This window comes from Streptomyces sp. NPDC102274, from assembly GCF_044766385.1.
Lineage (GTDB): Bacteria > Actinomycetota > Actinomycetes > Streptomycetales > Streptomycetaceae > Streptomyces.
This window is the reverse complement of sequence record NZ_JBIWLW010000061.1, coordinates 1-25,658: the sequence shown is the minus strand read 5'-3', so window position 1 is coordinate 25,658 and position 25,658 is coordinate 1. Positions and strand designations below refer to the sequence as shown.

23 protein-coding genes and 3 pseudogenes are annotated in these 25,658 nt (G+C 68.4%); 21 read left to right on the top strand and 5 right to left on the bottom strand.

Annotated elements, in window-relative coordinates; genetic code table 11:
• Positions 1–422: 422 nt before the first annotated feature.
• Complete coding sequence (locus ACIRQP_RS39790) at positions 423–1,916, top strand: DEAD/DEAH box helicase family protein (RefSeq protein WP_403899960.1); 1,494 nt, start codon at positions 423–425, stop codon at positions 1,914–1,916.
• 65 nt (positions 1,917–1,981) lie between these two features.
• Here ACIRQP_RS39790 and ACIRQP_RS39785 read toward each other — a convergent pair whose 3' ends face one another.
• Together ACIRQP_RS39785 and thpD are read right to left on the bottom strand one after the other, a co-directional pair.
• Positions 1,982–3,295: an MFS transporter gene (locus ACIRQP_RS39785; protein WP_403899958.1), complete on the bottom strand. Its 1,314-nt coding sequence runs from the start codon at positions 3,293–3,295 to the stop codon at positions 1,982–1,984.
• Between the two features lie 428 nt (positions 3,296–3,723).
• Complete coding sequence (gene thpD, locus ACIRQP_RS39780; protein WP_403899956.1) at positions 3,724–4,626, bottom strand: ectoine hydroxylase; 903 nt, start codon at positions 4,624–4,626, stop codon at positions 3,724–3,726.
• Positions 4,627–4,957: 331 nt separating this feature from the next.
• Here thpD and ACIRQP_RS39775 point away from each other — a divergent pair, with 331 nt between their 5' ends.
• The 20 genes and pseudogenes from ACIRQP_RS39775 to ACIRQP_RS39680 all read left to right on the top strand — a co-directional run bounded on the left by ACIRQP_RS39775 (position 4,958) and on the right by ACIRQP_RS39680 (position 23,145).
• Positions 4,958–5,533, top strand: coding sequence for a CGNR zinc finger domain-containing protein (locus ACIRQP_RS39775; protein ID WP_403899954.1), 576 nt, complete (start codon positions 4,958–4,960; stop codon positions 5,531–5,533).
• Positions 5,534–5,874: 341 nt separating this feature from the next.
• Entirely contained in the window at positions 5,875–6,858 is a 984-nt protein-coding gene (locus ACIRQP_RS39770) for a helix-turn-helix transcriptional regulator (protein WP_403899952.1), read from the top strand.
• A 67-nt stretch (positions 6,859–6,925) separates the two neighbouring features.
• Positions 6,926–7,213 (top strand): hypothetical protein, encoded by a 288-nt coding sequence (locus ACIRQP_RS39765; protein WP_046914743.1) that lies wholly within the window; start codon positions 6,926–6,928, stop codon positions 7,211–7,213.
• Positions 7,214–7,609: 396 nt separating this feature from the next.
• Positions 7,610–8,860 (top strand): diaminopimelate decarboxylase, encoded by a 1,251-nt coding sequence (locus tag ACIRQP_RS39760; RefSeq protein ID WP_403899949.1) that lies wholly within the window; start codon positions 7,610–7,612, stop codon positions 8,858–8,860.
• Between the two features lie 47 nt (positions 8,861–8,907).
• A pseudogene (locus tag ACIRQP_RS39755) lies at positions 8,908–9,267 on the top strand (holo-ACP synthase); the annotation flags it as partial.
• A gap of 144 nt (positions 9,268–9,411) precedes the next feature.
• The gene (locus ACIRQP_RS39750; RefSeq protein ID WP_401836304.1) at positions 9,412–9,861 is read left to right on the top strand and encodes a hotdog domain-containing protein; all 450 of its coding nucleotides are present in this window, start codon (positions 9,412–9,414) and stop codon (positions 9,859–9,861) included.
• On the top strand, positions 9,861–11,411 hold the full coding sequence (locus tag ACIRQP_RS39745; protein WP_403899947.1) for a class I adenylate-forming enzyme family protein: 1,551 nt from the start codon (positions 9,861–9,863) through the stop codon (positions 11,409–11,411). Before ACIRQP_RS39750 ends, ACIRQP_RS39745 begins: the two co-directional genes overlap by 1 nt.
• A gap of 67 nt (positions 11,412–11,478) precedes the next feature.
• Entirely contained in the window at positions 11,479–11,742 is a 264-nt protein-coding gene (locus tag ACIRQP_RS39740) for an acyl carrier protein (RefSeq protein WP_099918042.1), read from the top strand.
• On the top strand, positions 11,739–13,001 hold the full coding sequence (gene ectB / locus ACIRQP_RS39735) for a diaminobutyrate--2-oxoglutarate transaminase (RefSeq protein WP_403899945.1): 1,263 nt from the start codon (positions 11,739–11,741) through the stop codon (positions 12,999–13,001). The genes ACIRQP_RS39740 and ectB overlap by 4 nt, the downstream gene beginning before the upstream one ends.
• Positions 13,002–13,065: 64 nt before the next feature.
• On the top strand, positions 13,066–13,599 hold the full coding sequence (gene ectA / locus ACIRQP_RS39730) for a diaminobutyrate acetyltransferase (protein WP_403899943.1): 534 nt from the start codon (positions 13,066–13,068) through the stop codon (positions 13,597–13,599).
• A 60-nt stretch (positions 13,600–13,659) separates the two neighbouring features.
• Positions 13,660–14,865, top strand: a complete 1,206-nt coding sequence (locus tag ACIRQP_RS39725; protein ID WP_403899941.1) for a cytochrome P450 — start codon at positions 13,660–13,662, stop codon at positions 14,863–14,865.
• Between the two features lie 25 nt (positions 14,866–14,890).
• Entirely contained in the window at positions 14,891–15,088 is a 198-nt protein-coding gene (locus ACIRQP_RS39720; protein ID WP_403899939.1) for a ferredoxin, read from the top strand.
• Positions 15,085–16,326 carry an NAD(P)/FAD-dependent oxidoreductase gene (locus ACIRQP_RS39715; protein WP_403899937.1) on the top strand — a complete coding sequence of 414 codons (1,242 nt, stop codon included), beginning with the start codon at positions 15,085–15,087 and terminating at the stop codon, positions 16,324–16,326. The genes ACIRQP_RS39720 and ACIRQP_RS39715 overlap by 4 nt, the downstream gene beginning before the upstream one ends.
• A gap of 63 nt (positions 16,327–16,389) precedes the next feature.
• Complete coding sequence (locus ACIRQP_RS39710) at positions 16,390–16,800, top strand: ectoine synthase (protein ID WP_356228694.1); 411 nt, start codon at positions 16,390–16,392, stop codon at positions 16,798–16,800.
• A gap of 153 nt (positions 16,801–16,953) precedes the next feature.
• Entirely contained in the window at positions 16,954–17,727 is a 774-nt protein-coding gene (locus tag ACIRQP_RS39705; RefSeq protein WP_403899934.1) for an NAD(P)H-dependent oxidoreductase, read from the top strand.
• An 85-nt stretch (positions 17,728–17,812) separates the two neighbouring features.
• Positions 17,813–18,936 (top strand): annotated as a pseudogene (locus ACIRQP_RS39700) (IS630 family transposase).
• Positions 18,936–19,217: a group II intron maturase-specific domain-containing protein gene (locus ACIRQP_RS39695; protein WP_403899932.1), complete on the top strand. Its 282-nt coding sequence runs from the start codon at positions 18,936–18,938 to the stop codon at positions 19,215–19,217. Before ACIRQP_RS39700 ends, ACIRQP_RS39695 begins: the two are co-directional and overlap by 1 nt.
• Before the next feature lie 658 nt (positions 19,218–19,875).
• Positions 19,876–20,070, top strand: coding sequence for a hypothetical protein (locus ACIRQP_RS39690; RefSeq protein WP_403899930.1), 195 nt, complete (start codon positions 19,876–19,878; stop codon positions 20,068–20,070).
• A 22-nt stretch (positions 20,071–20,092) separates the two neighbouring features.
• Positions 20,093–20,964, top strand: a pseudogene (locus ACIRQP_RS39685) (ISKra4 family transposase); the annotation flags it as partial.
• Positions 20,965–22,191: 1,227 nt separating this feature from the next.
• A complete protein-coding gene (locus ACIRQP_RS39680) occupies positions 22,192–23,145 on the top strand; it encodes a hypothetical protein (RefSeq protein ID WP_403899928.1) in 954 nt (317 codons plus the stop codon).
• 82 nt (positions 23,146–23,227) lie between these two features.
• Here ACIRQP_RS39680 and ACIRQP_RS39675 read toward each other — a convergent pair whose 3' ends face one another.
• The 3 genes from ACIRQP_RS39675 to ACIRQP_RS39665 form a co-directional block, all read right to left on the bottom strand.
• Positions 23,228–23,401, bottom strand: coding sequence for a hypothetical protein (locus ACIRQP_RS39675; RefSeq protein ID WP_403899926.1), 174 nt, complete (start codon positions 23,399–23,401; stop codon positions 23,228–23,230).
• Between the two features lie 33 nt (positions 23,402–23,434).
• A complete protein-coding gene (locus tag ACIRQP_RS39670; protein WP_403899924.1) occupies positions 23,435–24,484 on the bottom strand; it encodes a TniB family NTP-binding protein in 1,050 nt (349 codons plus the stop codon).
• A 46-nt stretch (positions 24,485–24,530) separates the two neighbouring features.
• The coding region (locus tag ACIRQP_RS39665; protein WP_403899922.1) for a Mu transposase C-terminal domain-containing protein at positions 24,531–25,658 on the bottom strand (1,128 nt) is incomplete at its 5' end.

Here is a 25,658-nt window from a genome sequence, read left to right as displayed (position 1 = left end):
CGCCACCCGCTACCGAGCCGGACTCCAACTCGCCTCACTCATCCTCTGGCTCCGCCAACCAGCGACATGATCATTGTCAGACACACCCTAGGGGCCGGCCCATGAACGGCCCCTTGTTTTCGCGGCGAAGGTGCCCGGACCAAGTTCCGGCGAGGCTGCATCAAATGCGCGAGCTGCACGGTGTGCAGCAGGCTTCACCACTGCCCGCATGTCACTCGACGCCGCGCCGTGGTCATGGGGCAGCGCGCGGCGGGACTCGAGGTCATGTCATGCCCAAGGATCACGCCCGCAAGAGCAGCGCCCGTCGGCGGGCCGACCGCACCGGATCCTCCTACACCTCCGCCAACGCCCGCACTGTGCACGAAGCCCCCACTCCTGCCGTCTGGCTGGCGGGGCGGTCCTGGCCGCACGGACTCGAGCAGGTGCTGCGCGACGGCGGACGGCGCCTCACCCTCGCCATGCCGGCCGGGGGCGGCAAGACCACCGTGGCGGCCAGCGGCCTCAGCCAGGCACAGCCCACGGCGAAGACCCTCCTCCTGGTCCCCGACGCGGCGGCTCTCCGCGACGTCATCAAAACCTGGAGCCTGCACTGCAACAACCCCATCGCCACCTTGAAGGTGGTGGCGGTAGGGCAGGGCAGCACCGCCGCTCTGGCCACCGCCCGGGACATCGCCGTCTGGATGGCCACCCAACAAGGCGGAGCCATTCTGGTGGCCTGCCACGATGACGCCGAGGTCATCGCCAGCAGCCACCTGGACCACCAACTCCCGCCATGGGACCAGATGGTGATCGAGGAGGCGCACCGCACCGCCGCCGAGCCGGTCTCGGCCGACCACCCCTATGCGGCGATCCACTACGACGACGCCATTCCCGCCTTCGCACGCCTGTACCTGACCGCCACACCCCAGATCCTGCCCACACCGACCGCCCGCGATGGGGAAGTGGGCGACGGCAGCGTCGACATGCCAGGCAACCAGCTGTTCGGGCACATCCAGTCATCCATGCCGCGAACCGAGCTCGTCCGCAAAGGGCTGCTTTCCCCCTACCGGATCGATGTCCTCGCGGTGCCCGACCTTGCGCATTTCCCGCGCCTGCGCGCTGCGGCGATCGGCACCGCCCACGCCATCGAACGCCATTCTTTGCGCCGCATCGTGTCCATTCACCGCACCCGCGACCAGGCCCAGCACTTCGCCCTGCAGCTGGCGACCCAGATGGCCGACGCGGAAATCAACGTCTCGCCCGGGCGTCGTACGTCCGACCCGCACAGTCAGCCCGTCGTCTGGTGCCAGTGTTCCACCGACCCCTGCCCGCAGGACATCGACGCCGTCGTACTTGCTGACGCCAGCTATCCAGCATTCACACCGGTACCTGTCAGGCCGAGATCACCGGGAGTGAGCGGCTGGCCGGCCGCCTCGGAGAGGACGTCGGCGAGCAGGGCGGGGACTGGCGGGCGGGGCTTCTCGCCGTCGATCCAGCGGCGGATGCGGGTCGCGTCCGGTGCGATCTGGCGGTGGCCTCGGGCTTTGCCCGCCACGGCGATCCGCCGGGCGACCTCGCCGTGGGACAAGCCGGACGCTGAGATCCACAGCGCCAAGTGCGGATTGCCGGATCTGCTGGCCATCGACGCTTCGCCCTCTCCGCTTTCTATATACGGAGCGTGGTATTTCCGCCACGGTTCGCGACCCCTACGGTACTGGCCAGGAGAGGTGCGGGGCACCGATTCTGTGCAGGCGGCAGCCGCCCGGCTGACCGCGTTCGGCAAGGGGAAAGGGAATCGCATGGCGACGCTTGCACCCGAGGCTCCATGGGCGATGCGGCTGGTCACCAACCGGCTGTCGGTCGGCCCGCCGTCCTACGCGACGGTGACGCTCGACGCGACACGCAGACCGCCCGCTACACCGTCAGCCAGCCGGTAGATCGCGGAACGCGGGTGGTCACCGGCGGACCGGTGGCCACCCGCGTGACCCGCGAGGCGCTCGGGCTACGCCTTGAAGACGCCCCGGTTGCAGCGCAGCGCTGCCACGACGACGGCGATGATGACCGCCGTGATGACGGCCGTCCCCACGACCGAGCCGGTGGCGGCGAAGATGCCGCCGAAGCCGGCCACGCCCAGCGCCGCACCCACCGCGAGGGCCGTCTCCTGGAGGGCCGCGGCGCGCGCGACGTCCTTCGGCGGGACGCTGCCCAGCAGGTAGGCGTCGCCGGAGGCCATGGAGACGCCGACGCCGAGGCCGATCAGGAAACTGGCGGGCCACAGGCCGACGAAGGCGGCCACGATGAGGCCGACGGCGCAGGTGGCCAGGCTGACCTGGAGCATGTGCACCGCGGTGAAGCGAGCCTGGAGCTTGTGGAACGCGAACCCGCCGAGGGAGACCCACAGGGCCAGGACCGAAACCGGCACGATCGACAGGAGCGAGTCGGCCTCCGCGCTGAACAGGAAGACCGATCCCGTGTAGCTGGCGGAACTCACGACGAGCGCAAGGGAGGGCGCGCCGAGACGGGAGAAGCTGAGCATCCGTACGTCGATAAGCGGGTCGCGCGAGCGGAGCTGCCGCGTGCAGAAGACCGCCAGGACCAGGCAGCCCGCGACCGTCGCGAGGAGGCGCCCGAACGCGGCGCCACGGCTCTGCAGACCGGCCACGAAGAGTCCGAAGCCCACGAAAGCGAGGGCGGAGGAGGTGACGTCGACCTTGGTCGACGAGGCCTGTCCCAGAGTGATGCCGCGCAGCAGCGCGGTGGCGAGCACCCCGCACACCAGGGCGACGGCGGCGGGCAGCCAGAAGAGCATCGTGTAGGCGTCCATGCCGACGAACGCCCGGCCGATCAGAGGTCCTGCACCGGCTCCGATGGCGTACGTGGTGATCCACAGGGAGTAGCCGAGAGTGCGCTCCGACGTCTCGGGCAGTCCACCGATGACCGAGGCGACGCTGGAGACGATCAGCGCGTAGCCGAAGCCTTGGATGAACCGGCTCCCTGTCCACATCGTCGCCGAGTCCAGCAGTGCGGGACTCGCCCCCGCGAGGGCGAAGACGAAAAGGCCGGTCGCCAGCGTCACACCGGGACCCAGGCGTGCGCCCAGACGCGAGCCGAGGACGACGCAGGAGGCGAGGGCGATCGTGTACCCGTCGATGAACCACAGGCGCCATGAGTCGGTCAGGACCGGCAGGTCGTAGGCGATGGAGTTGAACAGGGTGGAGTCCACACCGCCCAGGAACATGGGGACCAGCAGCAGCAGGAAGAGGACCTTCTTCGACACGGCGGTGGACCGCGCTGGAGCAAGGACGGTTCCGGTCATGGCAGACCTCGTCTCAGTTGGCTTTCTTCGGCGAGCGCAGCAGGGGGAGGACCCTTGCGACGACGCCCGGCAGGACTGCTAAATCCGCAGTCGGTCTTCTCTCTCCGAGCCCGGTGGGACGTGCGTGCGCCGCGCGGTGGGCCGCAGGGCACTCAGGGCTGGTTTTCGAGGGCGCCATGAAGTCTCCGAGTCGAAAAGTGAACCACCTAAGACGGTTCTACCAGTCCGTGATTCCTACGGCAACCGGCCAAGCCGGTTCCACGCTCCTGCCTGGCGCGCCGCGCGAGTAACGCGTCGGAGGCCGACCCCGCGGCGGACCGGCGGCCGCAACTACGCAAGCCGGGCCCCGGCCCGTGCGGCGCCCGGAGAGGGGGCGCCACGGCCGGGGCCAGCACGGCCTCACCTGTACGGCGACGGGCGCGGGTGCCCTACATGCCCCGCGGGTAGGGGAATTCGCGGTTGCTGAGGTACTGCGGACGCGGCGCGTCCGCAGCGTAGGGTGCCCCCAGCGTGTTCTCCACGCTGTTGTAGACGATGAAGATGTTCGAGCGCGCGAACGGCGAGAGGTTCCCGTTGGAGCCGTGCAGCAGGTTGGAGTCGAACATCACCGCGGAGCCGGCGGGACCCGTGATCTGCTCGATCCCGTGCTCCTCCGCCATGCGCGTCAGGTGCTTGCGGTCCGGGGAGCCGACGCTGGGGGCGGCCACGCGGAGCGACTCCTTGTGGTAGTCCTGCGGGGTGGCCCCGACCGTGGGGACGAACGTCTTGTGGGTGCCGGGCATGACCATGAGCGGGCCGTTGAACGGGTGGTTCTCGGTGAGGGAGATCGAGACGCTGAACGCGCGCGGCCGGGGCATGCCGTCCTCGGAGTGCCAGGTCTCGAAGTCGGAGTGCCAGTGGAACGGGGCGCCGCCGAACCCCGGCTTGTAGTTGACCCGGCTCTGGTGGATGTAGACCTCGGAGTCGAGTACCTGGCGGGCGATGTTCATGAGCCGGGGCGACCGGAGCAGCTCGGCGAAGATCTCGCTGATCTTCTCGACCTCGAAGACGGAACGGACCTCGTCGGACTCCGGTTCCAGGATGACGCGCTCGCTCGCGCGCAGCGCCGGGTCCTCGCCGAGGCGCCGGAGTTCGGAGAGGTAGAGGTCCACCTCCTGCGCGGAGAGCAGGTCGTCGAGGACCAGGTAGCCGTTGGACTCGTACTGCTTGAGCTGCTCGCCGTCGAGCGGGCCCGGAGCCTCCCCCCACACCGACGGGTCCGTCCGCGGCTTGGGAACGGCCTCACCGAGGACTCGGGTCGGATACAGGTCGGGGCGCTGAGCGACAGTCATGTGCTGTTCTCCTTTTCAGGGGAGCGGCGGCTTTTTCTGCCCGTATAGGAGCGCAGTTCATCGGCTCGCGGGGCGAGGTGCCGGAATTCCAAGGCCTTTTTTCTCGCGGCTCATTGGTCCGTCCTCCGGCCCTTTCGATACTGCAAGCTCGCAGAGAGTAAAGAAAGGGTCTTCGAGTGTCCTGAATCGTCCTTGGCCTAATCAGGACCGCGAAGTGCACCGTCCGTCCATGGAGACGCGGACGCGGGGTGCCGTGCCCTCCAGCAGCGCGGAACCACCTGGAGCAGTTCTCTTGCTTGTCCTCGACATGGCAACCGGCTAAGGTGGTTCCATGTCCGTCAAGCGATTCCCCGAGTTCCGTCTTGGCAAGGTGCTGGCGACCAGCTTCACGGCGACCCTCACCGAACGCTGCGGTGAACCCGTCGAACGCATTCCCGTCCCCGAGCGGCTGGTCGACTGGTTGGCGGTCAACGGGCTCAAGGTCGTTTCGTGCAGCGATTCCCAGCTGGAGCATGCTCGGCAACTGCGTGAAGCGATCCACGAAGCCGCCACCGCCGTCGCGACGCAGGTCCCCCCTCCCGCCGCAGCCATCCAGGTCATCAACGACTGCAGTACGGGCGGCCAGGCCTCGGCGGTCCTTTCGTCCCGAGGCGAACAGGAGTGGTACCTGGGTTCCGCCTCCGTCGAGGACGCCCTCAGCGTGATCGCCGCCGACGCGGTCGACATCGTCTCGGGCGCGCGCGAGGGGAGGATGGCGTTGTGCGCGTCCCCGACGTGTTGGGCCGCCTTCTTCGACACCAGTCGGGGCGCCACGCGCAGATGGTGCGAGATGAACACCTGCGGGAACCGCGAGAAGAAGGCACGTTTCCTCGCCAACAAGCGCCAGGATCCGAGCCGCGCCGGCTGAAGTCGCACCGGGCGCCGTTCTACGCCGACGCCCTCCTGCCTCCTGGCCGTCCCTCCCCGTCAGGAGGTGCCCGACCCAGTCGCACGGTGGCCGGAGCGCCCCGTGTTCGACCGTCGCAAGCGAGTAGCCGCGCCGTCGTCGTTCATCCCGACCGCGTCCAACACCAGGACTTGCCTCGTGCGTTGGAAGCGGCCCGCGCCGCAGTGTGCTGCTCGCAAGTTCGGAATGCTGCCGCTCGACAACCGTCGGGCGCTGTAGACGACGAGGACAGGGCGTCGTTGCCACCAGGCTCCCGCGCCCCCTCGTCCCGCCACCGCACGCAGGTGCAGAGAGGGAAGTACATGCTGGACGTTCTGAAAATCGACGCCACCGCGGAAGTGGTCTACCGCGAGATGCTGGCGCATCCGCAGGAGGGCGTGGCCGAGCTGGTGCGCCGGCTCGAACTGACCGAGCAGGACGTACGGGCAGCACTCGACACCCTCGGCGAGATGGCCCTGGTGCGGCACTCCCTCGAAGACCCTCAGAGCTTCCACGTCGTGGAACCTCACCTCGCCGCGGAGATCCTGCTCGCCAAGGAACGGGCCGACCTCGCGGCCCAGCAGCAGCGCGTGCAGGAGGTCCAGGCCGCCGCCTTACAGCTCAAGTCGGAGTTCACCCAGGAGAGTCCCAAGGGCGAGGTGCACCGCCTGACCGGGGTCGACTCCGTACGCGACTACCTGGCGGCGCTTCACAACGAGGTCCAGGACGAGCTGCTGACCTTCGCCCCGGGCGGAGCGCAGACGGAGGCCAACCTGCGCAGCTCGCGCCCGATCGCGAACGCCCTGCTCGCGCGAGGGGTGCAGATGCGCACCGTGTACCTGGACAGCGTCCGCAACGATCCCCTCACGGTCGCGCACGCGGACTGGCTCGTCGAACGGGGCGGCCGTATACGCACCGCGCCTTCGCTGCCGAACCGCCTGATCATCTGCGACAAGAAGATCGCCATCGTCGCCGTCGACTCAGACGACACCTCGGCCGGGGCGGTGGTCCTCCGGACGGCTGGAGTAGTGTCGTCCCTGTACGCCCTTTTCGAGAATATTTGGCAGGCCGCCCAACCCATGGGAGAGAGCGCCCAGTCGAGTGACGAACAGGGCCTCAGTTCGCAACAACTGGAAGCCCTGAGGCTGTTGTCCCTCGGGCACACCGACGACTACGTTGCGGCGCGGCTGGGCGTGTCAGGCCGCACGGCACGCCGAATCGCCACGAAGCTCATGGGCCACCTCGGCGCGCGAAGCCGGTTCCAGGCCGGCCTGCACGCGGCTGCTAGGGGCCTCATCCGGCCGTGACGGCCCGTACGTCGCCGATCGACAAGGAGTCGAAAGGGAATGGCCATTCGGACAGGACACCCCACTCATGTACCTCGTACAGCTCACCCTTGCACCCTCGGGCGATGCCCACCCACCCGCTGAGATCAAGCAGGCGCTCCACGACGCGGCGCCGGACGTCGTCGACCACGTCACCGTTCACACGCAGACGCGGCCCCACCTTGTCGTCAGCCTCTTCCTCCGCGCCGCCTCTCTGGACGAGGCCGAGGCGGCGGCGAAGCGGATCTGGCAGCACGCGACCACCAGCTGCAGCCCTCTGGCCGCCTGGTCCCTGCGGCGGGCCGAAGTGCCCCTCCACCCCTACGACGTGGAGTGAGCCCGGCTCCTCTCGACGCCCGTGCCACGCGCCGCCGCTGCCCGCGCCCGGGCGGTGCGTGGGACCTGCATGCACATTTTTGCGTGTCCCAAACGGTCCAGCCCGGAGAATGTCGCGATTCGCCGTGGCCCTTTGGCCGGATGACTAATCCGACCGCAGTCCTGAACAGGTCAGGACCCATTTAGGCCAACCGTCCGCCCTTCCCTCGCCGCTGCGAACATCGCAGACTCGTTATCGCCGGACAGCAAACCAGCGAGAGGCGAGTCATGAAAGAGCGAATGTTCATCTCCGATAGCTCACCGGTGGAGAGGGGAATTCCTTGCCTCTCACCCGAAGACGACGGCGGGTGGCAGTGACCGTATGACGACCTCGAAGAACAGTGTCCAGGGAAATTCGATGGCGGATCTCGCCGAGAAGTACGGCACCCCGCTGTTCGTCTACGACGCGGACGTCCTCGCGGACACGTACCGCACGTTGCGCGGCCTGCTCTCCGCCGGCGCCGACATCTTCTATTCGCTCAAGGCGAACCCGAACATCAGCGTCTGCGCCCTGCTGAACTCGTTCGGTACGGGAGCCGAGGTCTCCTCCTACGCCGAACTGGCCACCGCCCTGCGGGCGGGAGTCGACCCTGGCGACATTATCTTCCTCGGCCCCGGCAAGGACGAGAGGGAGCTCACCGCGTGCGTCGAAGCCGACATTCACGCGATTGTCTGCGAGTCACTGGACGAACTCGACCTGCTCGACTCGCTGTTGGCAGCGGCAGGACGTGACGACTTCCCGGTGCTCCTCCGGGTGAACCCGGCCTTCGGCAGCAAGGGGTCCGGGCTGGCCATGGGCGGTAAACCCCGGCAGTTCGGCATCGATGAAGCCGAACTGCGCGGTTCCAAGCACCGCCTCGCGGCCCTCCGCAACGTCCGAGTGAAGGGCGTGCACGCGTACATGGGGACGCGGTTTCTTAACCACGAGGACGTCGTCGAGAACACCCGGCGCATCCTCGCCACCGCGGAGGACCTGGCCGGACAGCTCGGTTTCCCTCTGGAGACCGTCGACTTCGGCGGCGGACTCGGCGTCGCCTACTTCGAGAACGAGGAGGACCTGGACCTCGATGCGCTGGGCGCCGGCCTCGCGGAGGTCATCACCCCCTTCTCGGTGCGCAACCCAGACTGCCGGATGATCATGGAACTGGGCCGCTTCCTCACCGCCACGGCCGGGACGTACGTCGTCCGCGCCCGCTACGTGAAGGAGTCCATGGGAGAGAGCTTCGTGGTGGCCGACGGCGGCACGAACCATCACATGGCAGCCGTCGGCGTCGGCAGCTTCGTCAAGCGCAACTTCCCGGTCCGCCACCTGGAAAACCGGGCCGCCGGAGCCTCGCGCCCCTACAGCGTGACCGGACCCCTGTGCACGCCCAACGACGTCGTGGCCAAGAAGGTCCGCCTGCCGGAAGTACGGCCGGGAGACCTGCTCGCGGTGGAGCGGTCAGGAGCCTACGGGCCGACCGCCTCACCCGGCCTCTTCCTGAGCCACGGCTTCCCGGCCGAGGTGCTCGTCCACGGCGGGCGCGCCCACCTCATCCGGGAGCGCGACACGACGGAGGACCTGCTGGCGAAGCAGCGCCTCGTCGATCTCCGCGCCGCGTCCGCCTGAACACGTGATCCGTATGGACACCTGATCCGAACGAGAACCTGATCCGAATGAGAACCGCAGCGAAGCAAGCTGCGCGAGTCGGACTGGACGTACTCGACCGCTCCGAACTCCGCCGCCTCATCGAACGACCCTGGTTCTTGCGCTTCAGTTTCGCCCCGGAGGAAATAGCCCACGCCGAGACCCTCGGCGAAGATCGCCGCCTGGAATTCCTGGCCGGTCGGTTCGCCGCCAAAGAGGCCCTCCTCAAAGTTCTGGGAATCGGTTTCCTACAAGGTGTGACGCCACGGGAGATTTACGTGGAACACACCGCGCACGGCGCCCCTGTCGTCCACCTCCGCGGACGAGCCGCGCAACTGACCCCGTCATCCGTCTCGGTCTCCATCACTCATAAGCAGAACATCGTAGCCGCCGTCGCCATCAGCCTCCCCGAGGCCCTTGGTGCGACCGCCGACGACCCCACCGGCGAAGCAGCCGGAAACGGACGAACCGAACCCACTGCACCGAAGGAGCTTGACGCCGTGCCGCCGCCGAACACTCCCGTGACCGCGACCATCGGGACCAGTACCCGCGACGAGCGAGAAGCGCAGACCACCGCCTTCCTCCGCGTACGCGTCGGCCAGGAAGAGGCTCACTACGGGGGCAATCTCGTCGACGGTGCGCGCATCTTGCGCCTGTTCGGCGACCTCGTCACCGAGATCACCGTCCGCACGGACGGCGACGAAGGACTGCTGGCCCAGTACAGCGACATCCGCTTCACCGCACCCGTGAGGCCTGGCGACTACATCGAGGCGCGCGCACGGCTGGTGCGCCAGACTCGACTGCGCCGCGTGGTCGAGCTGGAGGCGCACAAGGTCATCCGCGCCAGCCCCGAAGAGGCCGACAGCGCCGGCGAGGTCCTCGACGAGCCTCAACTCGTGTGCGCTGCGACCGCCACCACCGTTGTACCCCACCGCCGGGCACACACGGCGACCGCCCGCACCCCCACGGCCGAGGAGGCCTGATGCCCCGCACTCCGCAGCTCCTGCACGAGATACTGGACCGAGCCGCCGACCGCGATCCGGAGTCGGCCGCACTGAGCTCACGCGATCGCGGCCTCACCTACCGGGAATTCGCCACCGCCACCACCGCCATGGCCGCCCGCCTGCGGCGCGAGGGCCTGCGGCGCGGCGACCGGATCATCGTCACCGCCTCCGACGGCATCGGCATCGCCATCCTGGTCTACGCCGCCTCGCGCGTCGGCGCCGTCTTCAGCGTGCTCCACGAGCAAGTACGCGGCGGGCCGCTGGAACACGTCCTGCGCGACTGCGAGCCCGCGCTGCTGGTCTCCGACGACCTCGACGCCGGACGGACCGCCGCCGAGCACGGCGTCCGCTCCCTCGTGCTCGACGAGCTCGTGCGCACGGCACTCGACGCGGACATCGCCGAGGCCGCTCCCCCCGCCGGCCCGAACGCCCTAGGCGTGGACCCTGTCAGCCTGATCTACACCTCGGGCACCACCTCCCTGCCCAAGGCCGTGGTCGGCACCCACCAGCAGGTGCTATTCGCCGCCACCGCGATCCAGGAGTGCCTGGAGTACCGCAGCGACGACGTCGTCTACTGCCCGCTCCCGCTCTCCTTCGACTACGGCCTCTACCAGGTCTACCTCGCGGCCCTCAGCGGCGCCCGACTCCACCTGGCCACGGTCGCCGAGGTCGGCCCCCCGCTGCTGCGCAGCCTGGAGGAGGCGGGCGCCACCGTCCTGCCCTCCATGCCTTCCGTCTCGGACCGACTCGCCTGGCTGCTCAGCCGCAGCAGCGGGGGGCCGAGCCGCCTACGCCTGCTCACCAACACTGGTGCGGCGCTCTCCGATCCCACCATGACCGCGCTGCGCGCCGCCCTGCCCCACCTGCGAATCCAGGTGATGTACGGCCTCACCGAGTGCAAGCGCACGGCGATCATGCCCCCCGATGGGGACCTGGACCACCCGGGCTCCTGCGGGCTGCCGCTGCCAGGCACCGAGGTCTTCATCGTCGACGACGACGGAGACCGGCTGCCCGCGGGAGAGATCGGCCAGATCGTCGTCCGCGGACCCAACGTCATGGCCGGGTACTGGCGCCGCCCCGAGCTGACCGACGAGCGCTTCCCGCGCACGGAGGGGCTGTTCCCCGAGCTGCACACCGGCGACTACGGCTGGCAGGACAAGGACGGCTACCTCTACTTCTCCGGCCGCAGGGACGACCTCTACAAGGAGCGCGGGTTCCGCCTCAGCACCACCGAGGTCGAGGCCGCCGCGACCCGGGTCGACGGAGTGACCTCTGCCGCCGTACTGCCTCCCGAGGGCAAGCGGACCGCGCTCCTCGCCGTCGTCGCGGACCTCACCGCCGGCCAGGTGCGCGAGGGCATGCGGGACCACATCGAACCCTTCAAGATCCCGCGCCGCTGCGTCCGCCTCGACGCCCTGCCCACCAACGGCAACGGCAAGGTCGACCGCAAGAAGCTGGCCGCCTTGATCGAACAGGACCCGCGCGCCTCGGTCACCACAGAGGCCCTCCAAGCGCGCCTGGCCCACTGACCCCTGTACGCCCCACCAGAGCAACGCCCGAGAACGACAACCACCCGACACACGTGAGGAACTGACCATGGACCGCCAGCACGTCGTCACCGCCCTCGAGAACGCCCTCACCGACGTCCTGGAGCGCCCCGTCACCGGTCTCACCGGCGACGTGAAGCTCTTCGCCGACCTGCACCTGGACTCCACCACCATGCTCGAGATGCTCATGTTCCTCGAGGACTCCATCGGCCTGGTCGTCGACCCGGAGGAGCTGGACGCGGACGACTTCGTCTCCGTGGACACCTTCACCGACTTCGTCCTCGCCACACAGGGCGAGCAGGTCGCGGCATGACGCTCACTCAGCCCGACCTCAGCGTCTTCACGACCCTGGAGTCCGAGGTACGCAGCTACTGCCGCAGCTGGCCCACCGTGTTCAACCGCGCGCAAGGTAGCCGGATTTACGACGAGGACGGGCACGAGTACCTCGACTTCTTCGCCGGGGCCGGTTCCCTCAACTACGGCCACAACAATCCCGTGCTCAAGCGCACTCTGCTCGACTACCTGGAGCACGACGGCGTCACCCACGGGCTGGACATGTCCACCACGGCCAAGCGCGCGTTCCTCGAGTACTTCCAGAACACGGTGCTGCGCCCGCGGGACCTGCCCTACAAGGTCATGTTCCCGGGCCCGACCGGCACCAACGCCGTCGAGGCCGCCCTCAAACTGGCACGCAAGGTCAAGGGCCGCGAGTCGATCGTGTCGTTCACGAACGCCTTCCACGGCATGTCGCTCGGCTCGCTCGCCGTGACCGGCAACGCCTTCAAGCGGGCCGGCGCCGGCATCCCGCTGGTACACGGTACCCCCATGCCGTTCGACAACTACCTCGACGGCAGGACCCCGGACTTCATCTGGTTCGAGCGGCTCCTGGAGGACCAGGGCTCGGGCCTGAACCAGCCGGCCGCCGTCATCGTCGAGACGGTCCAGGGCGAGGGCGGCATCAACGTCGCCCGCGCCGAGTGGCTGCACGCCCTCGCCCAGCTCTGCCGCCGGCACGACATGCTGCTCATCGTCGACGACATCCAGATGGGCTGCGGCCGCACCGGCGCCTTCTTCTCCTTCGAGGAGGCGGGCATCACGCCGGACATCGTCACCGTCTCCAAGTCCATCAGCGGCTACGGACTGCCCATGTCGCTCTGCCTGTTCCGAGCGGAGCTCGACGTGTGGGAGCCGGGCGAGCACAACGGCACCTTTCGCGGCAACAACCCGGCCTTCGTCACCGCGACCGCCGCCCTCAACACCTACTGGAGCGACGACACGCTGGAGCGGCAGACCCTGGCGCACGCCCAGACCATCGAGGCCGCGCTCCACGACACCGCCGCACACCGCAGCGGATCGGCCTACCGCGGCCGTGGGATGGCCTGGGGCCTGGAGCTCGCCGACCCTTGGCACGCGGGGCGCGCCGCACGCCGCGCCTTCGAACTCGGGCTCCTCGTGGAGACCTCCGGGGCCCACGACGAGGTCTTGAAGCTGCTGCCCCCGCTCACCATCACCACCGACGACCTCGACGAGGGACTGCGCACCGTGCAGCGCGCGGTCTACGAAACGGCGTGACCGCGCCCGCCACCGACATGAGAGACACACGAAAGAAAGGCCCCGACCCGACATGACGATCACCATGCCCACTGCAGCCTCCACGGAGCCGAACACTGCCGAGAAGAAGCGGGCCGTCTTCCGCGCACCGGTCCCTCAGGACGGACCCGCCGTGTGGAAGATGGTCGAGGACACTCCCGGCCTGGACTCCAACAGCCTCTACTACTACTCCCTGTGGTTCCGGGACTTCGCCGACGGCTCGCTGGTCGCGACGGTGGACGACGAACTCGTCGGCTTCCTCACGGGCTACCGCCGCCCCGAGGATCCCGAGACCTACTTCGTGTGGCAGACCGCCGTCAACCCGCGCCACGGCATCCCGTTCCTCGGCGTCAAGCTCTTCCAGGAGGCGGCCGACCAGCAGGTTGCCAACGGCGCCCGGTACGTCGAGGCCACTGTCTCCGCCGAGAACAAGGCGATCATCATGGTGCTGAAGCAGTACGCGAAGAAGCACTTGGCCCCCGTCGAGACCCGCGTGCTCTTCCCTAGCTCCCTCTTCGCCGACAGCGAGGGCCACCACGACGAGGTCCTGTACCGCATCGGCCCGCTGACCGCCGGCTGAACCGGGCCGCCCGTCACTGGTCCGAGCAGCACCGCATCCGACGACTGGGAGCCGACCGCCATGGCCACGCAACCCACGACACTGCACCTCGACATCAGCAACGCCCACTTCCGCATGGACTCCGAGGAGGTGCGGAAGGCACGAGACGCCCACTGGTACGCACGTACGGATTGGGGCATCGCCGTCCTGCGCTACGAGGACAGCAGCGCCCTCCTGAAGAGCCCCCTGTTGACGCAAGGATCGGCCAAGTGGCCCGCTCAGCACGGGGTCGTCGAAGGACGCTTCGACGAGTGGTGGCAGAAGACCCTGCTGGTGCTGGAGGGCGGCGAGCACAACAGGATTCGCCGCCTGGTGAACCCCGCCTTCTCGCCTCGCCGGATAGCGCCCCTGCACGCGAAGTTCCAGGACCTGGCGGACGGCCTGGTGGACGAGTGGATCGAGGACGGGCGCACCGAGTTCGCGAGCCGGTTCGCCGCACCGTACGCGACCAGGATTCTGTGCGTGATGCTGGGCATCGACGAGAACGACTGGAAGAAGATCCACGAACTCGCTTCTACGATCGGCCTCGGCCTCGGCATCACCATCCAGGAGAACATCGCCCGGATCGACCAGGCCATCGTCGAGCTAACCGAGTACGCCGAGTCCCTGGTCCGCAGCCGCAGGGAGTCCCCCAAGGGCGACATCCTGAGCACCCTCGTGGACGCGAGGGACGAGGACGCGGGCAAGCTTTCCGACAAGGAGCTCATCAACCTCATCATCCTGTTGATCTTCGCGGGCATCGACACGACCCGGAACCAACTGGCCCTGAGCGTCGAGGCGTTCTCCAAGCAGCCCGACCAGTGGGAGAAGCTGGCATCAGACCCCGAGCGCTACTCCGCCGCGGCGGTCGAGGAGGCGCTGCGCGTCAACCCGATCGGCCGCTGGATCTCGCGCGAAGCGGCGGAGACGTTCCAGTACAAGGAGCGCACGATCGAGAAGGGGACCACGCTCCACCTCTTCACCATGACGTCGGCCACCGACCCGGCCGCGTTCGACGACCCTGACCGCATCGACCTCGACGCCGAGCGCTCCCCGCACTTCGCGTTCGGCGGCGGACTGCACCACTGCCTTGGGCACTTCGTCGCCCGTGCGGACATCGGCGTGGCCCTCTCGACGCTGGCCACGCGGCTGACCGACCTGCGCGTGGGGGAGGACGCCGAGTGGCTGCCCGACTCCGGCAACACGGGGGCGGTTGCGCTGCCCATCACGTTCACCTCGCGTTCCTAAACCGCGCTTCCGATCGGAGGAGACCATGAAGATCACTGTCGACGAGGTCAAGTGCCAGAACCACGGCCTGTGCGCCATCTCGGCGCCGGATCACTTCGAGCTCGACGCCGACGGGAAGCTGGCGTACCAGGAGACGTTCGACAAGGAAAGCCTCGACGCGATCGAGGACGCCATCGACTCGTGCCCCTTGCAGGCGATCGTCATGGACCGTGACGCCGCATGACTGGCGCAGCGCCGCGCATCGGCATCGTCGGCTCCGGCATAGCCGGCCTGCGGGCGGCCCAATCGGTCCTCACTTGCGAAACCGGTGCCAGGATCACCGTCTTCGGGGACGAGGCCCACCGCACGTACAGCCGGCCGGGTCTCACGAAGAAGCGCTACCCGCCGTCGGCCGACCTCAGAGCGGCCATCACCGAGGACCTGAGGGTCAAGGGGGCCGAGACCAGCGCGCTCGACTGGCACCTCGGCACCCGCGTCGAGGCGGCGGACCTGCGCGGCAGGGTCCTGCACCTGAGCACCGGCGGAACGTTCGCCTACGACGGCCTGGTAGTCGCCTCGGGAGTACGCCCGCGGACCGCCGCCCGCGACGACGAGGAGTGCGCCTCGCACGCGCACAGGACGCTGCGCGGCCTGGACGACGCGCACTCCATCCACCAGGAGCTCCATAGGAGAGACGTGGTGACGATCGCGGGCGCCGGGTTCGTCGCGTGCGAACTTGCCTCATTGGCCAAGGAGTACGGCTGCGACGTGGTCATGCTCGAAGCGATGAGGCACGGGCCCTTCGAGAACATCCTGGGCGAGGACGTCGCGCGAGCGCTCGGACGCTGGGTCACCGCGAACGGCGTCACCCTGCTGACAGGCGAGGCGGCGAAGGAGCTCCTCTGCGACCGCTCGGGAAGGCGCTCCGGAGGCGGACACTCGGCGTCGCCTCCCGGGGCGGCGTCCGAACGACCGCTCTTCATCGAGGCCATCGGCAGCATTCCCAACGTGGAATGGCTGGACGGGAACGGCCTGGACCTGTCTGACGGGGTACGGGTCGACGAGTATATGCGCGTACTGGGGTGCGAGGGCGTTTTCGCAGCCGGCGACATCGCCCGCTATCCCGACCCGTGGGGCACAGAAAGGCTAACCCGCATGGAATTCTGGAAAAATGCGATTGACACCGGCAATATCGCCGGGAAGGCGCTAGCGTCGTCTCTGGGATACGGATCGAAGATGACCCGGATCGCGTACTTCCCCAGCATGGCTACCGAAGTATTCGGACTTCGCATCCAGATCGCGGGGAACCTCAGGAACGCGGACTCCATGGAGATCGTTCGCGGCGACCTCGAACGCCCCGGTGACGGAGTCCTCGTCACGTACCTGCAGGAGAGCGCGATCGTCGGGGCGGCCTACCTGGACAAAGGGGCCCAGTTCAACCGCCTCTACATCGAGCTCCTGAAGTCGCTGAAAACGCGCTAGCCCTATCGACCTCACCTCATTTGTCATAGCGCCAAGAATTCGAGAACGATCAGGAGGAACATTATGCAGGTTCGTAGGATTTCGGAGATCGAAGGTACTGACCGCGATGTCACGGCGGCGAGCGGCGCGTGGCGCAGCAAGCGCATCCTGCTGGCTTCGGATGGATTCGGGTACTCGGTTTCCGAGACCGTCGTGTACGCCGGAACCGAGACCGACATCTGCTACGCGAACCACGTGGAAGCCGTCTTCTGCATCTCCGGGAAGATGATTCTGGTCGACCGCGACGAGAACGAGGAACACGTCATCACGCCCGGCACCCTCCACATCCTGGACGACGCCGACAACCACACGATCAAGCCGATCGAGGACAGCACGTTCCTGTGCATCTTCACCCCGGCCCTCACCGGCCGTGAGGACCACGACGAGAACGGGGTCTATCCGCTGCTGTCGGACGAGGTGGTGGAGGCCAAGTAGGCCGCGCCGCGACCCCGCGCACCCCTGGAGTCCCCGCCAGGCCACTGGCGGAGACTCGGCGTCACCGCGTCCGGGACGGCCCCGGCGGCGGGTTGCCCCAGGACGGGCCGGGTAGGTGCGCACGATCATGGATCTGCCAGAAGGGAACCTACAGTGAAAGTCCTGTGGCTCACCGCCCACCCCGAACCCCGTTCCCTGAACGGCTCCTTGTACCGCGACGGTGTCCAACACCTCCTGGACCAGGGGCACGAGGTGCGCACCAGCGACCTGTACGCGATGAAGTTCGACCCGGTCGTCAGGGCCAGTGACTTCTCCCACCCCGACGGCGAGCGGCTCGTCGTCGGCAGCGCGGCCCAGCAGGCCTTCGAACGGGGTGCGTTGTCCCCTGACATCGCCGTCGAACACGACAAGTTGTCCTGGGCGGACACGCTCGTCGTGCAGTTCCCGTTGTGGTGGTACGGAATGCCGGCCATCCTCAAGGGCTGGTTCGACCGCGTCTTCGTCGGCGGGTTCGCCTTCGGCGTCCGCGACGCCCGGGGGCGCCAAGTGCGCTACGGCGAGGGGGCGCTCGCGAGTAAGCGCGCGATGGTCGTCGTCAGTGCCGGTGCTCGGGAGGCGAGCCTCGGCCCTCGCGGCGTCAACGGTGAGCTCAACGACCTGCTCTTCCCTCTCCAGCACGGCACGCTGTGGTACGCAGGGATCGAGGTCCTGCCCCCGCTGCTCGTCCACGGAGCCGACCGTGTGGACGAGGCCGCGTACGCCTTCCACACGAACGTCCTGCGCCAGCGTCTCGAGGACCTTCCGTACACCGGACCGCTGCCGTTCCGCCACCAGAACGGCGGCGACTACGACGAGGACCTGGTCCTGCGCCCCGAACTCAACCCGCACGCCACAGGGACCGCCGCCCACTACCGCACTGAGAGCTGACGACGAGGCCGTCCTCGTCAGTCGCCGTGGAAGAACAGAGCGAGCGCCTAGTGTCCTGCGCCTGTAGTTGATCGTTAGTTGTGGTGTGTCTTCTGCTGCTGGTGGGTCTGTTCCTCGTCGGGGTCCGAAGCTGGAGCCGTTGCTGCTGTCCGTTGATGAGCGGGCGGTGTTGGAGCGGTGGACGCGTCGGGCGACATCGGCCCAGGCTCAGGCCCTGCGCGCGCGGATTGTGCTGGCGTGCGCAGGGCCGCAGGTGCCGCCGATCGTGGCGGTCGCCCGGGACCTGCGGGTGAGCGCGGACACGGTCCGCAAGTGGCGGCGGCGGTTCCTCGCAGGCCGGCTGGACGGGCTCGTTGATGAACCCCGGCCGGGCCGGCCGCCGACGATCAGCGTTGACCAGGTGGAAGCCGTCGTGGTCACCACGCTGGAGGAACTCCCGAAGAACGCCACCCACTGGTCGCGCGCAGGTCGATGGCCGACCACAGCGGCCTGTCGAAGTCCACCGTGGGCCGGATCTGGCGGAAGTTCCAGCTCAAGCCGCATCTCTCGGATACGTTGAAGCTGTCGACAGACCCGTTGTTCGTGGAGAAGGTCTACGACGTCGTCGGCCTGTACTTCAATCCGCCCGAAGGCGCGGTGGTGCTGTCGGTGGACGAGAAGTCCCAGATCCAGGCGCTGGACCGGTCCCAGCCGGTGCTGCCGATAATGCCGGGCATGCCCGAGCGCCGGACCCACGACTACGTCCGCAACGGCCTGACCACCCTGTTCGCCGCGTTCGACGTGACCACCGGCGAGGTCATCAGCGCACTGCACCGCCGGCATCGGGCAGCGGAGTTCAAGAAGTTCCTGATCAGGATCGACAAGGAGGTTCCTGCGCACCTCCAGATCCACCTGATCTGTGACAACTACGGTACCCACAAGAGTCCCGTGATCAGGACGTGGCTGGCCAGACACCCTCGGTTCCAGATGCACTTCACCCCGACCGGCTCTTCCTGGATCAGCCAGGTCGAGCGGTGGTTCGGCTTCCTGGCAGACCAGATGATCCGCCGTGGCGCACACAAGAACGTGCAGGCCCTCGAAGCCGACATCCGCACGTGGGTCAAGAACTGGAACGAAGACCCCAAGCCATTCATCTGGACCAAGACGGCCGAGGAGATCCTCGACTCCCTCGCCCGCTTCTGCCGACGGATCTCCGGCGCAGGACACTAGTGAGGATCAGCCAGATCCTTCGCGGCTGGGCCAACTACTTCAAGCACGCCGTCGCCAAACACACGTTCAACACCTTGCGGTCGTTCGTGTGGTGGCGGGTGGTCAACATGATCACGTATCGGCGACGCATGACGTGGACAGCTCTGCGCCGACAGTTCAAGGGCTCCATGGGCTGGCGGCAGATCGTTCTGGAAGGTGTCGGACTGTTCAACATCGCCTCGGTGACGGTCACCCGCTACCGCTGGCGCGGGCTGAACATTCCGACACCATGGGCCGCATAGATCATCGAACCAACGACAGGAACCTGTGGAGAGCCGGATGCAGTGAGAGTGTGCGCCGTTTCACTCGGCGCTGGATCGCCCCCGCAGGGGGCCGAGGTTCGGAAGGAGTTGACCTTGGGGCCGCCCGCCTCACCTGGACGCGAAAGCGCGAGGGGACAGCAGCATGGCGGGAAAGCGTGGAGCATCGAGAAGGCGTCAAAGGTGCTGCCGCGCGAGGCCCGCGTGATACGGCGAAGGGTGCGGCTCGTTTCGAGGGAAGCCCTGACCTGTGGAGACGTGGGTTGGTGTGGAAATGGGCAGGTCTTCTCGTGACGAGAGGGGGCGGTGCCGGTGGGTTCGCTGTTCGAGTTGATCGATGCCGAGGAGGCTGAGGCCCGGGCCCGGGTGGAGGAACTCGAGTTGCAGGCGGCGGAGTTGGCTGAACGGCTGGCTGTGGAGCGGGAGAGGTTGTCGCGGCTCGTGATCACCCGTGAGACGGCCGGCGAACTCCTGGCGAGGACGCCGGCCGGTATTTCGGACCGGCCCGGGGGTGAGCCGCCGACGGTGGTGGAGGCGTCGCCGTTCGCGGGTGCGGAACGTCGAGTGGTGGGGATTCTGGCGGTGCCGAAGTGGCAGCCGGGCATGGACCAGGGAGTGCTGCCGCGCGTCTACCAGGGTGGTGCGGGATGCTCCGGGGCCGGTGCGGGCGAAGCAGGTCGTGCCGAGGATCGGGCTGCCGGCCGAGACCTCGAAGATCGAGGGGGTCCGCTCGAAGCTGAAGCGGCTGGTCGAGCGGGGCTGGCTGGACGAGGACACCCCGGGACTGTTCGCCCCGCCCCGCGCACAGGCGACCGGATCGTCCAAATCGCCCTGAAAGAAGGGCTCTTCCTTCTAACTACGACGCCGGCCCCGGGCCTGACCCGTTTACCCACTCGGTCAGTGCCTTCGAGACGCTGACGGCCACCCTGTCGGTACGGGCGGCCGGTGAGTGGACTCATGCCGAGCTGGAGGAACATCTCGACGCCGCAGGACGGGACCTGATCCGCCAACTTCTGCAGGACCACCTCGACCTGCGTGCGATACGCGAGGAACAGAAGACGCCGGAGGCGTCAACCGCGCAGGTCGTGGGGCCGGAAGGGCAGACCATGCCCTGGCGGGAGAAGGGCCACGAACGACGGCTGGCCTGCTTGTTCGGAAACGTGAACGTCCGCCGGATCGCCTACCGCGGCCCGGACGTGAGCAACGTGCATCCCGCGGACGTGCTGCTGTCCCTGCCGGCTGGCCGGCATTCGATGGGCCTGCGCCGACTGGCTGCCGTCGAGGCCGTCCGCGGCTCCTACGACCAGGCCCTCGACGCGGTCGGCCGCCGCTGCGGAAAGGTCCTCGGCAAACGCCGCCTCGCCGAACTCGTCATCGCCGCCGCCTGCGACATCGACGCCTTCTACCGCGACCGCACTCCTGTTCCCTGCGGCCGCGAGACGCTGCTGGTTCTGCAGTTCGACGGCAAGGGAATCGTCATGCGGCCCGAGGCCCTGCGTGAAGTCACCCGCCGCAAAGCAGAGGAAACCGCAGCTCAGGGAAGGCGTGGACGCCTCGCGCCGGGCGAGAAACCCAACCGGAAACGCATGGCCACCGTCGCCTGCGTCTTCGACGCCCGCCCCGCCGTCCGCCGCCTCCGCACCCTGACCGCCAACAACGACCTCAACACCTACTGGGCATTCCACACCGACCGCGAACACGAACGGCTCTACACCCACCCCCACCAGGCCGGATTCAGACTGACCGCCTGACCGACCTTCACTTCAGAAGAGCCGCACCCTTCTAGGATCCGGACCCTGTTGCCTTTCAGGGGCGCCCGCCCGCTGCGGGCCCGCTGGGTTACGTGTGCGAGTGCCCGGCACGGCGTGCGGGCGGCCCGCGTCCTCCGCCGGCACGGGAGACTCACCTGCTGCGGGGCAAGGTGTGGCCTACTCCTTCGCAGCCCTGGCGGCTACCAGGCGGCCGTAGCGGGACGCTCGGCGTTCTTGTACCAGCGGGCGAGCTGCGCCTGGCGCTCCTCGTCGGACAGCTCGCTCTGTGTGTCGCCGCCCGATGCTCTTGCGATATGAGTCGATCTCTGGCCTGTGCTGTTTCAAATACATCCGGAAGAATCTTGGAGATCGTTTCCTCGGATAGTTGCAATATGTGATGGCCTGTCAGGGGCTTTGGGTTGATCGCGGATGATTTGCCCTAGTGGTTGCAGGTCAATGTTGCAAGTCTGATGGGATGTCGCAGGAACCTCGGGTCGCGCATGGGAAGTCGGTGGCGATCTTGGATCTCGATTGTAATGTTTTGCCCACCTTTGCGGTCGTGTGCGTTGATGATCAACTGCCGAGTTTTTGATCTTGGTTGGGCGTGGAGATCTTGTACGGGTGATCTGTGGCGGGGTGGCGCGAGCTGGCCGGTGAGCGGCGGTTGCAGGGCAGATGCCCGAAGCTGTGGGGGAGTCGGCGGACGCGATCTTGGCGTGGTCCGGCGGTTGGAGGAGGCGCTGGGCCGCTCGGCGGCCCTCACGCTGACGGAACCTCAGGCTGCCTGTCATACCCGGCCGTTACGCTCCCGGCATGAGCCGCAGACTCATGCGTCCTGCTGATGAGCTCCCGGGCGATCCGGCCCGCCTGTACTTTTCCCTACAGCCACGGCCATCCGGCCGAACAGACGACCTGCTCCAAGCCCGCCGGAAGACATCTCCAGGCACTGTCGGTCGCCTACCGTGAACACCGGGGACGCTGAGCCGCCTGGGCGCGGTGTGATCTGCGCCCGGGTTCCCGCCGGACGGTCAACTGCGCTCCGGCGCACACCATTTGGGCCGCAGGCGGTCGGGTGCCTCCGTGCGCCGGTGGCGCAGTTGATGAAGCATCACGGCAGAGGTGGGATGGCCGCGACGATGGCGCTGTCGCGTGCGGGGTATCCGGCATCCCGCTCGTGCATGTTCCCCGGAAAGGGGGCCGTGGCCGTGTCCCTGACCTCACAGATCAGCACGCCTGACAGCCCGTTCGCCACGTTCGCCGCCCGGCACCTGCCCCACCAGCGAACCGCGATGGACGGCTACCGCACAGCCGCCCGTGCCGCGCCGGCGCCGCAGCAGCCTGCAGCGCCGCCGGGTACCAGGCCGGCTTGGGGCACGATCGGCGCGGCGATCGACCACCGCCTGCGCTACGCCTTCACCTGCCGCGACATCGTGGACGGAGCCGTTCGCGGAGGCATTGAGTACACGGCGGCGCTGGCGGCCCAGGCGCGGCGTGCCGACGCCGCCGAGGCTCTGCTGGCCGTCGGCGCCGACCTGGTGGCCGAACTGGCCAGCCTGCTGGAGCGGGAACGTCCCGACGGCCGGGACCGGCCCGTGCTCCTGGAGGCGGCGGCCGAAGAGCGCCTGGACCGGCTGTGCGTGGCAATGGTCTGGTTCGAGGAGGTGTACCGCAGCGGCGTCCTCGCCGTGACCAGCCCGCTCGCCCGCCTCGGCGCCGGCCTGACGCTGCCCGCACTCCTGGCGGAGGTTCCCGGCTACGTGGTCCGGGACCTGGACGTGCAGGTGCGCCTCGCGCAGCACGCACTCGCCGGGCTGCGCGCCCAAACCAGCCGGGACAGCTGCCACTCCGGGCCCACTTTCGCGGGTTCGCGCGCGGTGGGCGGCGCCGACGCGGACCTGATCGCGGGCGGCCTGCTGGTGGACTTCAAGGCTCTGAAGGACCCGGTCCGGCTCGCCCCGTCCGCGGTGTACCAGCTCGCCGGGTACGCGCTGCTGGATTTCGAGGACCGCTTCGGCCTGGACCGGGTGGGCCTCTACCTCACCCGCAGCGGCCAGTTGATCACCTGGGGGCTGGAGGACTTCGTCCGGCTGCTCGGCGCCGACCTGCCCGTTCCCGCGCTGCGGGCCAGGCTGGCCGACAGCATCGTCCCCGGCCGGTGACACCGCGACCGGCCGCGGCCGCGCCCCGGTGCCCCCGGCCGCCGGTCCCGCGCAGGGAGGAGGTCTGGTCGGTGAGGGTCCGTCAGGACGCTTTCCGCGTGGCGAGGAACTCCTCGATCACCGCGGTGGGGGAACGGTCGGTCACCGCGCCCAGGACGATCGAGCCGGTGGCCCGGTCCGCCCCCAGCACGATGTGGACGGGCCCCTGGGTGCAGGTGGAGGGGACGATCGTGAAGTCGGTGTCCGGCTTGCTCATGGTGGCGCTCCTCGGTTCGTTGCGCGGCGGCTGTCAGGCGGCGTGGCCGCCGTGGCCCTGCTCGCTGGCGCCGTCGATGTAGATGCTCTCCAGCAGGTCACGGGTGATGCGTTCGGTGCCGTCGCTGATGGCTTCCTGGGCGGCGATGCACACCAGGTAGGACAGGGCCCCGATGAAGCCCTGGGTGCGGTCGTAGAGGTAGTCGGCGAGCGCGGTCAGCTCGCCGGGGGTGTGGTCGAACAGGCACAGGGCGTCGTCGTAGCTGGCGACCGCGCTGTGCCACAGGGCCCGCTCCTCGGCGGTTGTGTAGTTGAACGGGCGGATCTGAAGGCGCTGGTTGCGGCGGGCGATCTGCTCGCCGCGCGTGCCCGAGGTCATGATGTTCCAGGCGTCGATGCCGGCGTACACGATCGTCGCGGACAGCCGCTCGCTGAGGGTCTTGAGGTGGTCCGAGGTGTGCTCGCGGTCGGCGGCGTCGGCGAGCAGGTGGATCTCGTCGACCAGGATCAGCTCGGTGCGGGCCCGGTCCATCACCGTGCGGATCGAGGCCACCAGGCTGGTGAGCGACCCGGTAGTGGGCAGCTGCAGGAACTCGGCGATCGCGACGAACATGTTGTAGGCGTTGTTGCGGTCGTTCTGGGCGGGCAGGGCGATGTAGACGACCGGGATGGTGTCATCCAGCTGGGGGTACTGGCGGCGCAGGCGGCGCTGGTGGGCCCGGCCCACCTGCTGCAGGATCGTGGTCTTACCGGTGCCGCCGCGGCCGTCCAGGACCAGGCCCAGGTGGACCCCGTCGCGCCCGGAACCTACCCGCACCAGCTGGGTGACGCGTTTGCGTGCTTCCACCAGGGCTGGGGTGCGCACCACGGTCAGCCTGCTGTGGTAGCGCATCCTGGGGTGGTTCGGGAGCAGTGTGGTGCCCGCGGGCGGGCACAGTGCCAGGTCGGGGCGCACCAGTTCACGTTCGGCGAAGGCGTGCCAGGCGGGAAAGGTAATGGGCAGCTCGTTGCGCTCCGCGTCTGCGTCCGGTCCGGGGCCCGGCTCTGCGTCCGGTCCGGGGTCCTGCGGGGGCGGTTGCATCATCGGGCCGGCTTCCTTTGATTGGACGCATGCGGTGAGGCGGGGCGGGTCAGTCGTCGTCCTCGGCGTTGCCCAGGCCCTTGATGCGGGCGGCTTCCTGCACGGTGAGCGGGGCGGCTGCGGGCTTGCTCGGGCGGGGCTGGGCGGGGCGGCGGGCGATGGCCTGGAAGTGGGGGTGGCCGATCGTGTAGGAGTTCTCGTCCTCGTCGGGGTCGAACTCGCCGAAGGGCTGCACGGTGGCGGGGTCCAGCGGCGGCAGGCCGGTCAGGTCGAGCTGGTCGCCCGGCAGGGTCGGGCGGGCGGCCAGCAGGGGCGGGGGAGCGGCGACCAGTTCCGGGCGCAGCGCCTTGGGGCCGGCGCTGGCGCGGGCGAGCAGGTCGGCTGTCAGGCGCGCGATGGCATCCTGGTCCTCCTTGCGGCCGCCCTCGCTCAGGTGCTGCTGGCGGGCGGCCTCCCACATGTCCTGGGTGAACGGGCCTCCGATCAGCGGCAGGTCGGTGAACAGGGCCGGGACCCAGCGGCGCTCGGGGCCACGGGTGTCGCACAGCCACACTCGCGACAGGTCGTAGGGGTCGTGGCGGATCATCCACTTCGGGGTGCGTTTGAGCCCTGAGGGGGTGCGCCGGTACTCGCCCAGTTCGTCGCTGTCGTAGCGGCGGTGGTCGATCTCGATGCCCTGGTCGGTGACCGGTGCGAAGGTGGTGTCGATCAGGCTCAGGTAGCGGTCGGCGTTCATCGGGACCGGCAGGTAGCCGGCGATGGCCACGCACGCGGTGTACTTCTCGTTCGGGGTCAGTGCCCGCCCGCGCACCTGCGGGTCGCGCAGTTCGTCGTGCTCGCGCTCCTGCCAGCCGAACACGATCCACTGCTGAAGGATTTCGTTGGCCTCGTACAGGGTGAACAGCGGGCCCGCGGCCGTACCGCGGCCGCGGTGGGCGGGGTCGCCGCCGGTGTAGCCCTTCAGGTGCTGCGCGAGCAGGGTCTTGACCGACAGGATGGTCCGCTCGACGATCGACTTGTCGGTGGGGGTGATGTCGTGGTTCGTTCTTTCTGATCGGTGGCCGGAGGGTTGAGCTGGGCTGAGAAGCTGTTGTCGTACCGAGAGGTTCGGTTGCGGATCGAACGTGGTTTCCCGGTCGGGTGATCGGCTCGTGGCCGGGGAATGAAAGCAGGGCCT

Bases quoted from the DNA above. Each gene is read 5' to 3' on its own strand.
- ACIRQP_RS39785 (WP_403899958.1), bottom strand. From the start codon at position 3,295: ATGACCGGAACCGTCCTTGCTCCAGCGCGGTCCACCGCCGTGTCGAAG.
- thpD (WP_403899956.1), bottom strand. From the start codon at position 4,626: ATGACTGTCGCTCAGCGCCCCGACCTGTATCCGACCCGAGTCCTCGGT.
- ACIRQP_RS39775 (WP_403899954.1), top strand. From the start codon at position 4,958: ATGTCCGTCAAGCGATTCCCCGAGTTCCGTCTTGGCAAGGTGCTGGCG.
- ACIRQP_RS39770 (WP_403899952.1), top strand. From the start codon at position 5,875: ATGCTGGACGTTCTGAAAATCGACGCCACCGCGGAAGTGGTCTACCGC.
- ACIRQP_RS39765 (WP_046914743.1), top strand. From the start codon at position 6,926: ATGTACCTCGTACAGCTCACCCTTGCACCCTCGGGCGATGCCCACCCA.
- ACIRQP_RS39760 (WP_403899949.1), top strand. From the start codon at position 7,610: ATGGCGGATCTCGCCGAGAAGTACGGCACCCCGCTGTTCGTCTACGAC.
- ACIRQP_RS39745 (WP_403899947.1), top strand. From the start codon at position 9,861: ATGCCCCGCACTCCGCAGCTCCTGCACGAGATACTGGACCGAGCCGCC.
- ACIRQP_RS39740 (WP_099918042.1), top strand. From the start codon at position 11,479: ATGGACCGCCAGCACGTCGTCACCGCCCTCGAGAACGCCCTCACCGAC.
- ectB (WP_403899945.1), top strand. From the start codon at position 11,739: ATGACGCTCACTCAGCCCGACCTCAGCGTCTTCACGACCCTGGAGTCC.
- ectA (WP_403899943.1), top strand. From the start codon at position 13,066: ATGCCCACTGCAGCCTCCACGGAGCCGAACACTGCCGAGAAGAAGCGG.
- ACIRQP_RS39725 (WP_403899941.1), top strand. From the start codon at position 13,660: ATGGCCACGCAACCCACGACACTGCACCTCGACATCAGCAACGCCCAC.
- ACIRQP_RS39720 (WP_403899939.1), top strand. From the start codon at position 14,891: ATGAAGATCACTGTCGACGAGGTCAAGTGCCAGAACCACGGCCTGTGC.
- ACIRQP_RS39715 (WP_403899937.1), top strand. From the start codon at position 15,085: ATGACTGGCGCAGCGCCGCGCATCGGCATCGTCGGCTCCGGCATAGCC.
- ACIRQP_RS39710 (WP_356228694.1), top strand. From the start codon at position 16,390: ATGCAGGTTCGTAGGATTTCGGAGATCGAAGGTACTGACCGCGATGTC.
- ACIRQP_RS39675 (WP_403899926.1), bottom strand. From the start codon at position 23,401: ATGAGCAAGCCGGACACCGACTTCACGATCGTCCCCTCCACCTGCACC.
- ACIRQP_RS39670 (WP_403899924.1), bottom strand. From the start codon at position 24,484: ATGATGCAACCGCCCCCGCAGGACCCCGGACCGGACGCAGAGCCGGGC.